At 30.7% G+C, this 13,372-nt stretch carries 11 protein-coding genes; all 11 read right to left on the reverse strand.

Annotation, left to right across the window (positions count from 1 at the left end):
- Window positions 1-40: 40 nt before the first annotated feature.
- A complete protein-coding gene (locus ACTG3V_RS09210) occupies window positions 41-1,351 on the reverse strand; it encodes an ABC1 kinase family protein (RefSeq protein ID WP_439131872.1) in 1,311 nt (436 codons plus the stop codon).
- 4 nt (window positions 1,352-1,355) lie between these two features.
- Complete coding sequence (locus ACTG3V_RS09215; protein WP_439131873.1) at window positions 1,356-2,018, reverse strand: TetR family transcriptional regulator C-terminal domain-containing protein; 663 nt, start codon at window positions 2,016-2,018, stop codon at window positions 1,356-1,358.
- A gap of 118 nt (window positions 2,019-2,136) precedes the next feature.
- Window positions 2,137-2,427, reverse strand: coding sequence for a hypothetical protein (locus ACTG3V_RS09220; protein ID WP_439131874.1), 291 nt, complete (start codon window positions 2,425-2,427; stop codon window positions 2,137-2,139).
- A 71-nt stretch (window positions 2,428-2,498) separates the two neighbouring features.
- Entirely contained in the window at window positions 2,499-3,338 is an 840-nt protein-coding gene (locus ACTG3V_RS09225; RefSeq protein WP_439131875.1) for a hypothetical protein, read from the reverse strand.
- A gap of 275 nt (window positions 3,339-3,613) precedes the next feature.
- Window positions 3,614-4,417: a bacterial transcriptional activator domain-containing protein gene (locus ACTG3V_RS09230; RefSeq protein ID WP_439131876.1), complete on the reverse strand. Its 804-nt coding sequence runs from the start codon at window positions 4,415-4,417 to the stop codon at window positions 3,614-3,616.
- Window positions 4,418-4,491: 74 nt separating this feature from the next.
- Window positions 4,492-5,004, reverse strand: coding sequence for a hypothetical protein (locus ACTG3V_RS09235; protein ID WP_439131877.1), 513 nt, complete (start codon window positions 5,002-5,004; stop codon window positions 4,492-4,494).
- Window positions 5,005-5,015: 11 nt separating this feature from the next.
- Entirely contained in the window at window positions 5,016-6,017 is a 1,002-nt protein-coding gene (locus ACTG3V_RS09240) for an NAD(P)H-dependent glycerol-3-phosphate dehydrogenase (protein ID WP_439131878.1), read from the reverse strand.
- Between the two features lie 83 nt (window positions 6,018-6,100).
- Window positions 6,101-9,340 (reverse strand): HAD-IB family hydrolase, encoded by a 3,240-nt coding sequence (locus ACTG3V_RS09245; RefSeq protein ID WP_439131879.1) that lies wholly within the window; start codon window positions 9,338-9,340, stop codon window positions 6,101-6,103.
- 3 nt (window positions 9,341-9,343) lie between these two features.
- On the reverse strand, window positions 9,344-10,504 hold the full coding sequence (locus tag ACTG3V_RS09250) for an alpha/beta hydrolase (protein ID WP_439131880.1): 1,161 nt from the start codon (window positions 10,502-10,504) through the stop codon (window positions 9,344-9,346).
- Window positions 10,505-10,507: 3 nt separating this feature from the next.
- Window positions 10,508-11,449 (reverse strand): alpha/beta hydrolase, encoded by a 942-nt coding sequence (locus tag ACTG3V_RS09255; protein WP_439131881.1) that lies wholly within the window; start codon window positions 11,447-11,449, stop codon window positions 10,508-10,510.
- Complete coding sequence (locus ACTG3V_RS09260; RefSeq protein WP_439131882.1) at window positions 11,449-13,281, reverse strand: WS/DGAT/MGAT family O-acyltransferase; 1,833 nt, start codon at window positions 13,279-13,281, stop codon at window positions 11,449-11,451. Before ACTG3V_RS09260 ends, ACTG3V_RS09255 begins: the two co-directional genes overlap by 1 nt.
- Between the last annotated feature and the right edge of the window lie 91 nt (window positions 13,282-13,372).

The raw sequence follows: 13,372 nt of genomic DNA on the forward strand, positions 1-13,372 counted from the left end.
TTGATTTGATCTTTTTTACTTTACGAAAGTAGTAAAGATTTTACAAATTCATAAAATTAGTGATTTTAATACCTTGCGCTTTTAAATCGAACATTAAATTATATAACCCAAAAAAGGTTCTATTCATGTAAATAAAGTGCTTTGAGCCTCTGCTTGCATTGTAAGAACGCAATTCTACATTTTTTGAATATCGCTCTCCAAATTCTGAAATTTTACCGAAAAATTCAGCATCAGAAAAATCAAATTCTTCTACGTGAAAAGGTTGCGTAAAAATGGATAACATTTCGTGAAACATAGCTTTAAAAAACTCAAATTCTTCTTTAGGATCTTCTTTTCTTAAAATGTCTAAATCAAACATTTTTTCTACAAAAAGAGCTTCATCAACCAAAGTTTCTTTTCTGGCTAGCACAAAATATGGATTGTAAAAGTCTAAAGGTATGGTTTTCATACAGCCAAAATCTAAGGCTATTAATTCTCCTTTATCAGATACCAAAAAGTTTCCAGGATGTGGGTCTGCATGTACTTTTTTTAATATATGTATTTGAAACATATAAAAATCCCATAAGGCTTGCCCAATTTGGTTCGCCATTTTTTGGTTGGTATTTTTATTCGTAAATTCAGATAAATGAATACCATCCATCCAATCCATTGTTATGATTTGTTTCGACGATAAATCCGAATAATAATTAGGGAAAGTAAGATGATTAATATTTTTACAAGCATTTACGATTTCTTTACTTTGTTGAACCTCTAAGATATAATCTGTTTCTTCTAATAATTTGTCTTGTACTTCAAAGAAATATTCGTCAGACGTTTTGCCTTTCATGTTAAACATTCTAATAACGAATGGTTTTAACATGGCTAAATCTGATTTAATACTGTCTGAAACGCCTGGATATTGAATTTTAACCGCTAATTTTTTACCATCTTTTTCGGCTTTATGAACTTGCCCAATACTTGCTGCATTATAAGCTTGTACATTAAACTTATCGTAAATCTCAGATGGAAATTTACCAAAGCTTTTCTTGAATGTTTTTAATACTAAAGCTTCAGAGAGTGGAGGTACTGAAAATTGAGCTAAAGAAAATTTTTCTACATAAGCTCTTGGTAAAATACTTTTTTCCATGCTTAACATTTGTGCTACTTTTAAAGGACTTCCTTTCATATCCTTTAAACTGTCATAAATGTCTTCTGCATTTTCTTTATTCAGTTTTTCTCTTGCTTCTTGCTCAGATTCAGTGATTTTATTACCATAATATTTTAAGTAATTTACACCAACTTTTGCACCTGTTTTTACGAGTTTAGAGGCTCTTTGAATTTTTGTAATCGGAATTTTACTGGCTTTTTTCATAAGTTTAATCCGCTTTTTTTTGGAATTTTTCTTTGTATACAAATTTCCCTAGGTCAAAAATATTTTTCAGGAATTTGTTTTCTATTAATTCGAAGCTAGTATTGATTGATTTCTCGATAAAAATATCTGTTTTTTCAAAGGATTCTGAGGTGTCTTCTAACCAAAATTTAATGGTAATTAACAACTGAATCCAAGCAGATTGGCTAATAAGATTTGATTGAAATTTTTCTAAACCGTCTATAGGTAAAATACTTTCGTTTAAACCTAAATTATCTACAAATTGAATAAAACTTTTCTTTAATGTAGAAAATGTTTTGTGTGATTTTAATTGATTTTTACATCCTTTTAAAACAACTTCTACATACGTTCTATTTAAGTTTAAATTTTCAAAAAAAGTAAAGTATAAACTGATGAGTTTGTTTTTGCCATCAAAAGAAAGAAACTCTTCACTTTCATTTAAAACTTCTAAAGAGTTGTTAAATAGTTCGTTAAAAATAGTTTTTTCTACTTTTTTTAACGATTTAAAATGTTCGTAGAAAACGTCAGTATCTAACTGTACATCTTCACAAAAACTATCTACATCATCTGGTCTCATTTTAGTTTCTACAACCAAATCCATGTACAACGTAAGGATATCTAATTTAGAGATTTTTTTCTTTTTTGTCATAAAAAAATATATATAGCAAAAATACGAAACCTTTTATTGTTTAAAGACAAAAAGAGTTTTATAAAACAAAAAACCAAGTTAAAATTTAACTTGGTTTTTTAATTTTTATGTAAAGGTTTTAAGCAAAAATTTCACGAAATCTTTTTCTACCTTTTACAAAGTGATTTTTGTATGTTTCTAAGGCATCAAACATAATATTTTGCTGATTTTCTAACAATTGAACACCACCTTTTAATGCTTTTTCAGTAACTTTTTGCCACTGATTGGCAATTTCTATAGTATCAGTTACTACTTCTTCTGTAGTATTTAGCGCATAATCATTTACTTTTGTAGCCTTTACTTTTACATCTTTCATTGCTTTTTCAACCTTTTTGCTGAAATCTGTTTTTCTGTTTTTTTTAGTTGTCATAACTTTACTTTTTAATATTGTAAATTCAATTTTATTTCAAAAAATGATGTCATTTTAATCAACGATTCTTATTATTTTCTTTCCCAATTTTTAACAGCTTCCATATCGCCTTTTAGCGCTAGTTTAGCTTGAGCTTTCCAACCAGATAAATCGTATATTTTAGCATTAATGCCTGCATCTGTTAATAATTTTGTCATGTTCTTAATGGTCATCTTTGCAATTTGGCTGTAGGCAGTTACATTTAATTCGTTTAAAGATTTTTCTAAAACAGGGCCTATACCTTTAATTACTTTTAAATCGTTTATCTCATCAACTTTTTCTACAACGATTATTTCTTCTACAGCGATCTCTTTTTTAACTACTTTTTTCTTGGAGGTTTTTTTTGACTTAGTAGGTTTGCTTTTTTCTAATTTTTCGTTGACTGTGTTTAAAGCATCTTCAGTATAGTCTTCAATTTTTTCTTTAACTTCATCAATAGTGTCAGCAATATTTTTCTTTAGTTTATCCGACATTTTTTCGGCTTTCTTCACCAATTTATTCTTAGCAACTTCTTTTTCTACTTTATCTTTCATTTCCTCGGCTTTTTCTACCAAAGGATTTTTTTTAACCATCTTTTTTGCATCTTCAAACATTTTTGGATCATACCCAACTAATGTTTTTAGGCGCTCAGTACTATTATCTAACTGACCTTTGATAGATTCTGCAGTTTCCACAACCATATTAATTTGTTTTTTGGTTAGTGGTTCTGCTTTTTTGACCAATTTTGCTGTTAATTTTTGCCATTTTTCACCGGTTTTGACAGTGGTTTCTATAGCGTTGAAAGAAGCTTCAATTAAATCGCCATTTATTTTTTTAACGATTGCTTTTGCTTTACCTAATTTATCTTGATTCTTGTTTTTTTTTGTTGCCATGATTTATTTCTTTTTTATTTTTGACATTACAAATATAAAGTCTCTTAGTTACAGATGAGTTACAGTCTAGTTTGTGTTAAAAATATCTAAGTTTATCTTAGTAATTTTTTAATTTGATACAAATTTAGTTTATGGGAGTTACAAACGAGTTGCCAATTATGTTTTGAGAAATTGACAATATTTTTTATTTACAACAATTTGAAAGTTTTATTCTTATTTTGAAGTAATTTTTTTAGAATAATCTGTAATAATTTGTGGAAGTATTGTCATTTTTTTTATTGAATTGACTCAATTTCTTTCAATAATTTTTTAGTCTCTGGCAAAGGAGAAATGCCATATTCTTCTTCTAACACAACTTCACATTTCATATAAGTTTTAATTGCTTGTGGTCTGTTGCCTTTTTTAATGTATGCTTGCATTTGTATTCTGTAAGCATCTTCCCAAGCTTTATCTATATTCAATACGTTTTGTGCTAACCGAATACTTTCTAAAGGGTTTTCATCAATCAAAATTTCTGCTAATGTAATGTAAGCACTTAAAATTAAGAGTTGCGATTTTTCTCTTTCTTCGGATGCCCAATCTTCATAAATTCTGTTGGGTAAATAAGACCCCTTGTACAAATCAATAGCATTTTGGTAAGCTCGTTTTGCAATTTTGTTATCCTTACCAAAACTTTTATTGCCAATAATGATGTATTTTTCTAAGGCTTCTACATCAATCCAAACTTTATCCAAATCGATTTGATAACTTACGCCTTGTCTAATAATGTAAATAGAGTCAGTTCTTGAAGGTCTGTTAGGCTCTAACACTTTGTTAATTCCATGTAAAGCCACTTTAAAGTCACGATCGTTCCAATCTTCCCAAAGATGATCCATAATTTTTTCTTTATGAAGCGCGTTTCTTTGTCTGTAAGAAATTAGATATTGCAAAAGTTGAACGGTTTTATCACGTCCCCATTCTTTATGGTCTATTTTTTGTTGATGTCTCCAAGCGCAAAAATTCCCAAGAGTTTCTATGCGAATAATTGCATTTTTTTGGAAATTATCAAGTTCTTTTAATTGTTGGAGTAGGCTTAACATAAATAAAGTAGCGTTTTCAATTTAGTTATACCTTTCAGGTTTTTAAAACCTGAAAAGTTTTGGGCTGTGAAACCTTATGTTTTATTGATATTATCAACTTTAGTCGTCAGTTTTTGGATTTGGTAAGCTAGACTTTCTATCTGATTTTGAATTTTATTCAAATCAGATCGTGAAGCGTTTCTCCACTCATCAACTTGGGCTTTTTCGTAAATTTCACCACCAATTACTGTGATTTTATCTTGAATTTCATCTTGTAAGTGCGAAAATTGCTTTTTAGGATCTTTGATGGTTTCACGAATTACCTTTGGCCCAACATCTTTAATGGTTTTCCACATCGATAAACTTTTGTCTAAAATACTTTCTTGTTTTTCTGAGGGTTCATGTTTGGTGGCTTGCTCAGTTAATTCCGCTAATTTATTTTGCATAAACGTTAATGCATCATTAAAATCTGAAAACCGTTTTTCATCTCCATCTTGAACGTGTGTAATTTTTCCACGCCATTGTATTTTAGCGTCACCATGTTCTTCAAAAATTTGCTGATTAAAACGCACCATAAAAGAAGCGTTTTGGTCTTGTTTTTTTATCATTTTTTTTACTTTTAACCTGGTTCTTTTTCAGAGCCTACTTCATATTTTAATAAACCTTTAAAGGCATCATTTACGGTATTACCTTTATATAAAATCTTGTAAATTTCTTTAGAAATAGGCATATCAACTTTATATTCTTTAGCCAATTCCATTACCGCTTTTACCGTTTTTACCCCTTCTGCAACTTCACTCATTTCATTAATAATTTGATTTAAGCTTTTGCCTCTACCTAATTGAAAACCAACATGGTAGTTTCTACTTTTTGAAGAAGAGCAAGTCGCAACCAAATCACCCATTCCTGCTAGTCCATAAAAGGTTCTTTGCTTGCCTCCCATGGCTGTTCCTAATCGAGTAAGTTCTGCCAAGCCTCTTGTTATGATTGCTGCACGCGTATTATCTCCTGCATTTGTACCATCACTCATTCCTGTTGCAATTGCTATTATGTTCTTTAAGGCGCCACCTAATTCACAACCAACAACATCGGTATTTGTGTAAACTCTAAATAACCCAGAACTAAATATGGTTTGTAATTTAGAGGCAATAGTTTTATCAACCATAGCAATAACAGCAGCTGCAGCACTTCCAAAATGGATTTCTTTTGCCAAATTAGGTCCTGTTAAAACTCCTGCTGGATGACCAGGCATAATTTCTTTAATAATTTCTGTCATCCGCATTTTTGTGGTCAATTCAAGTCCTTTTGCCAAATTGATAATCGGTACCCAAGGTCTAATATGTGGTTTTGCTTCCTCTAAAACTTGACGCATATTTTGAGACGGAACCCCTAAAACAATAACGTCTGCATTCTCTACAGTTTCTTTTATGGAGTTCGATGCTACAAGGTTTTTGGTAAGTTTAGCATCTGGTAAATATTTTTGATTTGTATGATGTTCATTAATCTCATCCACCGTATTTTGATCTCTAGCCCAAATAATAGTGTCTGTATTTTTTGCAGTTAAAGAAGCTACTGTTGTGCCCCAAGAACCACCACCTAATAAGCCTACTTGTAGTTTCATAAATAGTTTTTAGATTCCTTTTTTTTTAGGAATTATATTTTATAAGAAACTTCAAAAAAACGTTTTTGAAGCGTCAAATTTCATTAATTTTCTAATTCTTTTATATACAAATTACGTACTTTTTCAATATAGCTATCTATATGTTTTGGTTTCCACTCAGAAGTATCTACAGGGTCTAAAACCACCACTTCAATATGTGTTGGTTTAAAGATTTTGCTTCCTTTTGGCATTGCCATATATGCATTTTTTATTACGATTGGCACAATGGGTACACCCGCTTTTATAGCCAAATGAAAAGCACCTTTTTTAAATTTTCCTAATTCTTTACTACCACTTCTAGTACCTTCAGGAGCAATGGCTACAGAAGTTCCGTTTTTAAGTACTTCAGCAGCATTTTTCATAGAATCTAAAGCTTTCTTTTTGTTAGATCTATCAATAAAAATGGCTCCCATTGCTTTAAATATTGGTCCAAAAGGAGTGAGTTCTAATTCTTTTTTTGCAATACCAGTGACATCTTTTTTTAATAATTTTAGAATGATAAAAAAATCTGCCGATGATTGATGATTAAAACAAAACACAGCTGGCCTATGATCTACCAAATTGTGTTTATTTTTTACATTAATGTCTAAGCCAGCAAGTTTGGTTCCTAAATCTCCAATACTTTCTATAGTAGTATTGATGCCTTCTTTTTGAGACATTGAAAATGCGGCTTTGAGCAATCCTTTTAATGCTGATGGATATAAACTAGCAGCAGCCAAACCTGTTCTGACCCCATTAACTAATGGTTTTTTTGTATTGACTTTAAAACGAAGAATTTTCCAATCGTTTTCAAAAGCAAGTTGCGATAACTTATTATCCGGATTTGTCGCAATCGGTTTTCCCACAATTTCTAACAGAGGATAATCGTCTATACTATCTGTGTAAAAAAAACTTTTTGATAAATCGATATTATTCGCTTTTGCGAACTTTCTGCCTGCTCTTGCTTTTCCTTCAGACCAACACATTTCAGAAATAATTCCGGTAAACTTTCCTTTTTTTATTTCCATTTCTGTGCAATAGATTTCTTTGATACCTAACTCATCAGCTATAGGTTTTACTTGATAACGTGTTGCAGCAGAAATAATAACTACTTTATGCCCTTTTTCTAAATGCGATTTTATTAAAGTTCTTGATTCTGGATAAATAGTAGAAAATAAGTGCTCATCAAAAATTTCTTTTCCTAAATCTGTAAACTGTTTTTCTTTGATGCCTTTAACACCTAAGGCTGATATTTTAGTTAATATTTCAAAATCTCGATTACCACTAGCATAGGCAATTAGTGTAATAAATTGAGAAAGAACCTCTTTAGGTGTAGATTTGCCACTTAAAAACCTGGATTTTACAAATTGTTTTGCAGAAAAATCATTGATTAGGGTTCTATCTAAATCGAAAAAAGCAGCAATATGTGGCCCTTCTTCTTCATCTAAAACGTCTTCAGTAATACTTTCAATTTCAGCTCCAGGCACTTTTTCGTTTTCTTCATTTTTTTGTTTTGATTTTTTTATACTTTCAGATTCTAGCTTTTGTAAAAAGTAGATTCTTTGGGTTAAATTATCTAACAAATCCATCCAAATATCTAATCGTTTAAAATCGATTGTGTTATTTTCCGGAATTAATTTACTATTTTTAGCTAAGCGTAAAGCACTAATTAAAAATGGTTTAGAAACGCTATCTAATCTGCTAATTTTATTTTTCCAATGTAATTCTTTGCCTTTAAATAAACAGAGTTCTATAAACTCAGATTCAGAAAAATCATCTTCTAAGTCCCAAGATTGTAACGTTTTACAAACTACTTTATTGGCTTCAAGGTATATGAGTAATAGGCCTTTAGAGACAAATAATTCTTGTTTTGCCAATAAACTTTCAATATCACTTTCAGGGTCATTGATAATATTTCTCCAATTTTTATCAAATAAATGTAATTCCGCTTCAATTTCTGAGCTAAATTTTGGTTTGTTGGTGTAAAAAAACTCAAATTTAAACAAGTTGCGTAAACGCATAATTTCTTCCCAAAAAGATACGATTCTATTTTCTTTTTCATCTTTAATTTTTACCAAAGCCATTTCTATAAAAGCTCTATGGTACAAATGAGCAGCAGCCATATTTGCATAATATGTAGCTGGTAAAAATTCTGAAGCGTTTAATGTATATTTTGTTTTGTAACCTGCTTTGTTTTTCTGAACAATACCAGAGCTTTTTAATAAATTCAATGCCTTTTGTACAGAAGCACCAATACTTTTTCCACGCTCTATGAGTACATCATTTTTACGTTGATCAATATAATTCATCAATTTAATAACACTGAATTCAATTTCACTTTTGGTAAGCGCAAAATTGTTCAGTAATACATTACAAACCAATGAAACCGTAGTTACAGGTGTAATCATATTGGCTTTATGAATCAACTCAAAAGCAAAACGTGGTAGCGTATTTTTATCAGAATAACTATCTTCTTCAATATCAGGAATTATGGCATTATGATGCGCACTTGCGTCTACAGGTTCACCAAATCTAATGGCTGCTTTTCCATATTCATTGCCCAATTTTTTAAAGTATTGTACAAAGGCTTTTACATCTTCCGATTTCTTTTCTTTTCCTTTGCCTTCTTCAGTCATTTGTTTTACGTCAGGAATTAAATCGTAAACAATAGAAACAGGTACATATTTTATTTTTCTGGTGCTTTGCTGTTCACCTTCCATAATGTACTTTAAAATACCCATTTGTGGATATACAATTTTTCCTGTTCTAGAGCGAGTACCTTCTATATTCCAAGTTAAATGATCACCATTTTCAATCATACAAGAAATGTAATGTTGTAAAGCAGCTTTATAAATTTGGTTTTCTTTAAAACTTCTTCTTATAAAAATTAATCCAGAATTTTTACCCAATTGTTTAAAACCAGGAAAAGCCAAATTGATGCCTCCAAACGTATACGGAATTGGCATTCCATAACGTGCTAAAGTGGTTACTAGAACAACAGTATCTAAATATGTTTTATGTGTTAAAATAAATGCAACTGAATGTTGTCGCATTAATTTCATCAATTTTTTAATTTCTTGACGATCAATATCAATCTTATTATTATATGCTTTAGACATCATAAACTGAAACCCTTTTACAGATAACATGTTGGCTATGGGATGCTGTTGCGAATACAACTCGTTAATATATTCTTCTCCTTTTTGTTTTACTTCATCAAGCTCTATGGCTTCTTCTTTAGCAATAGCAACGAGTTTTTCTTTAAATTTAGGATGATTTACGATATTTTTTAAAGTATATTTCATCATCTAACTAAAAATAAGATTTGTAAATTTTGATACCCCTTTTTTTTGCCAAAAACTTGGAAAGAATAGTGTTTCTACTTTTTGAATAATGGATTTTTTGGTGTTTAGTTCAATATTTGCGTTTAATGCATTTGCCACAGTTAAAAGTACTGTTGCATTTGCGCCCAATCCACAATGGCTTCCAAAAACTTCAACATTTTTTATATCATCTCTATAGGTTTCGGCTTCCATACAGTTTTTCCAGGGAATTAAGCCATCGGTTTTGGTGTATACACAAGTTATAGGTAGGTTCGGAATTTCTTCTAATTCTTTGATAAATTTTTCATTACGCTCTCTTAATTTTGCACCTCTTATAAACTCTAAAGTTTGGATAATTGGCGTTTTCATATTTTTCACACCCCAAACAGGAGAACCTATTGTAATGAGTTGTGCTACTTTATCAGGAAATCGATTTGCGATTATTTTGGCGAAAATTCCACCACCACTCCAGCCAACAAGACTTACTTTTTCCTGATGTTTCTCGAAGATTTCGTCTAATTTTTCAATTAGTTTTGGGAGTGATTTTGAATTGATCATATTCACGCCCAATTCCCATTTATAGGTTTTAAACCCTAAAGATTTTAAATATTTTCTTACAAATGTAGTTGAATTGTCATTTCCTAAATAAGGAGGCATTAACAACACAGGTTTTTCACGATTACTTTTGTGTTTTGGGATAAAAGGATATAGCCAAAACATAGAGGTCCATTCTGCAATAGCACGCGTTTCTAAAATTACATTGTATAGAGGAGGAGCAGGAATATTGGCATTAATTCTTTCGATTGCAGCTTTAAACTTATGGATAATATTTAAAATAGTATCTTTTTCTACAGCTTCGAATTCTTCAATTTTATAGATTTTTTCTAGTAATAACACTAATGTGATGTAATCTCTGTCTGGCCCAAAATCTTCACAAATTGAAATACAGTTATTGCTTAAAATGTTCAGGTTTTCTTTATTAAGTTTTACTTTTTTTATGATTTTAGAAACTTCTTTATGAAAAGGATGTCTTTCAAAACTCTTGATAATTAACTTTTTTGCTTTTGGCAAGGAAGCACCTTGCGAAACTGCAATAGCAACTGCCAATTTAGAAAATGATGTATATACTATTTTATTACTCTCCATATTTTAATTTTTGGCTTCAATTTGGTTGTTTAACCAGTTTAATAAATCTTGTAAAACCTCTTTTCTGTTCACTTCATTTAACATTTCGTGTCTTCCTCCTTTATACAATTTTAATGTAACGTTTTGAACGCCTGCTTTTTTATAATTTTTAGCTACTTTTTTTACACCTTTTCCCATTTCTCCAACAGGATCCTTGCCTCCAGAAAATAGATATATAGGAATTTCTTTTGGAGTATTTTCAAAGGTTTCAAATTTGCTTATTTTTTTGCTTCCTTTTAAAATGTCTAAAAAAACACTTAATGAAAAATCTTCAATTCGTAAAGGGTCTGCTTCAAATTTATCAACTTGTTTTTCATCACTACTAATCCAATCTACTTTAGTTCTATTGGGTTTAAATTTCTTATTGAATTGATTGAAAAAAAGGTTTTTTAACAATTCATTACTTCTATGTTTGCCATTTAGTTTGCTTAAAAATTTTGCACTCATCATTCCAAATGAGCCTAAACCTTTCATAAAACTTGCAGTTCCTGATAAAATCAAGATGTTTACATCATCATCAAATTCAGTGATATATTGCCTACTTAATAAAGAACCCATACTATGTCCGAACAAAATTATTTTTTTATTTGGATGCTCTTTTTTGATGATTTCTGTGAGTTTGTGCATGTCTAAAACTGCATCAGCAAAATAATCTTCGCCATCATAAAAACCCAAATAGTCGCTACTTTTTGCCGATTTTCCATGAATTCTATGATCGTTAGCATAGACTTCATAACCTTGTTTTATCAATTTTTTAGCAAACCATTTGTACCTACCTGCATGTTCACCAACTCCGTGTGAAATCTGAACAACACCTTTTATGTCATTCTCTTCTTCAATCTTCCAATTGTAATAGAAAATTTGTTCTCCGTCAAAAGAAGTATATGTGTTCTTATAACAACTCATTACTTTTGCGCTAAAAAGGTGGCCAATAATTTGTAAAATTTATCAGTATTCTTTTTTGTCCCTGTTAATTTTAACCTACTTTGAATCATTACCTCTTTTAACAATAATTTCTTTTTATAAAGATTGATTAAATTTTCGTCATCGATAGCAATTGAAACGAGTGGTTTTGAAGCTTTTTTCTTTCTAACAGAAACTGTTTTTTCAGAGATGGTTACTTGATAATTTACGAAGTCATCACCTAAAAACAATTCAAAATCATAAATCCCAATATGTGCTGCTTTCAAATTGTCATCAGCATTTAAAAACTTTTTAAATGCCGTGAAAAACGGAGTGCTTTTAGATTTTTTAACTTTAGTAGTTTCTTTTTGTTTTCCTTTGGATAAAATAATCTCTTCCAATTCATTGGCAGATTCACGAATATATCTTGAAAATTTATCAGCATCTGGCATTGTTTTCGCATCCGAAGTTGTTGTTAAAGAAACCAAACCATTGTAGCTAAATGCAGCTATTATCAACCCAAAACCATCTAAAACGGGTGTTAATCCGAATATAGATAAAATTTTATGACCTCTTAAATATAAAGGCATTTGTGGCCCTGGAACATTGGTGATTGTAACGTTAAAAGGGGGTCTGTGAAACTCTTTAATATTGTATTTGCTATACAAACCAGAAGCTAGATTAGCCAAACCAAAAGGTACAGCATCTGCCATTTTAGCGAGGGCTTTTGCGCCTACAGCTTTATGCCGAGTTTTACCCATATTGGTTTGTTCTTGAATGTATTCTAAACGTTCAATAGGGTCTTTTATGTGTGTGGCAATACGAACTAACATATTGGAAATTTGGTTATTCATTTCTTGCTTTTCGCCTTTAACACGAATCGAAATAGGAACATTAGCCACTAGAGGTTGTATAGGTAATTTTTCTTTTTCTTGTAAATATTTACGAATTCCACCAGCACAAATTGCCAAGATCATATCATTAACACTTACATTCATAAGTTTGCGAAGTGTGTTAATTCTATCAAAAGATAAAATGGCTGTACCCCAAGTTCTTTTAGGGGATACAGAATTGTTAAAAATGGTATTTGGTGTTGAAAATTTATTTTTTACTGATTTCTTTGCACTAATCTGTGTTTTAATGTTTCCTTTAATAAAGGAAAACGCACTTTCTCCAAACAATTTTGGAATTCGTAAAGGATCTTTAAAAAAGGTTTGAGAACTTTTAACCAATAAACTGAATTCATCAGGGAGTTCATCTGCCTCAAAAGGTTTCGGTTTTGGAATTGGTTTATCCTTATCTTCTAAATTTTTGTCAAATAACAAGCCCATAATTCCTACACCCGAGCTTCCATCAATCATAACATGATGCACTTTAGCAACAATAGCGACAGAACCTTTTGGTACCTGAGAAACCTCGTCTAAACCTTCAATAAAGGTCATAGACCATAAAGGTCTTCGTAAATCTAAAGGGCCACTAAAAATAGTAGAAGTAGTTTCTCTTAAGGTTTTCCAGTTGCTAGGTTCTGGTAAACGTTGTCTTGTAATGTGCAAGTCGATATCGAAATTTGGATCATCTACCCAATATGGATAATCTAAATTCATGGGCACATTTAACAAGCGTTTTCTAAACTTTGGGATTAAATGAAGTTTAGAAGCCACAATTGCCTTAAAATCCTCAAATTCTAAAGAACCCTCAACAACAGTAAGTGTGGCAATATGCATAGGACTTGATGGTGATTCTGCATATAAAAAACCGGCATCAGAACCTGAGATTTGTTGTATCGAATCATCTAAAGCATTTTCTAAAAAATCTTGAATTATTTTTTTTGGCATTTATTTGTAGTACTATTTTGAATTATAATTGTGAATTTGTCAAAAATTAATGCTAAATTTTTGCAACTCTGCAAGATAATTAATTTTAACT

The organism is Polaribacter sp. (assembly GCF_965660385.1).
GTDB lineage: Bacteria > Bacteroidota > Bacteroidia > Flavobacteriales > Flavobacteriaceae > Polaribacter.

Bases quoted from the DNA above. Each gene is read 5' to 3' on its own strand.
- ACTG3V_RS09210 (WP_439131872.1), bottom strand. From the start codon at position 1,351: ATGAAAAAAGCCAGTAAAATTCCGATTACAAAAATTCAAAGAGCCTCT.
- ACTG3V_RS09215 (WP_439131873.1), bottom strand. From the start codon at position 2,018: ATGACAAAAAAGAAAAAAATCTCTAAATTAGATATCCTTACGTTGTAC.
- ACTG3V_RS09220 (WP_439131874.1), bottom strand. From the start codon at position 2,427: ATGACAACTAAAAAAAACAGAAAAACAGATTTCAGCAAAAAGGTTGAA.
- ACTG3V_RS09225 (WP_439131875.1), bottom strand. From the start codon at position 3,338: ATGGCAACAAAAAAAAACAAGAATCAAGATAAATTAGGTAAAGCAAAA.
- ACTG3V_RS09230 (WP_439131876.1), bottom strand. From the start codon at position 4,417: ATGTTAAGCCTACTCCAACAATTAAAAGAACTTGATAATTTCCAAAAA.
- ACTG3V_RS09235 (WP_439131877.1), bottom strand. From the start codon at position 5,004: ATGATAAAAAAACAAGACCAAAACGCTTCTTTTATGGTGCGTTTTAAT.
- ACTG3V_RS09240 (WP_439131878.1), bottom strand. From the start codon at position 6,017: ATGAAACTACAAGTAGGCTTATTAGGTGGTGGTTCTTGGGGCACAACA.
- ACTG3V_RS09245 (WP_439131879.1), bottom strand. From the start codon at position 9,340: ATGAAATATACTTTAAAAAATATCGTAAATCATCCTAAATTTAAAGAA.
- ACTG3V_RS09250 (WP_439131880.1), bottom strand. From the start codon at position 10,504: ATGGAGAGTAATAAAATAGTATATACATCATTTTCTAAATTGGCAGTT.
- ACTG3V_RS09255 (WP_439131881.1), bottom strand. From the start codon at position 11,449: ATGAGTTGTTATAAGAACACATATACTTCTTTTGACGGAGAACAAATT.
- ACTG3V_RS09260 (WP_439131882.1), bottom strand. From the start codon at position 13,281: ATGCCAAAAAAAATAATTCAAGATTTTTTAGAAAATGCTTTAGATGAT.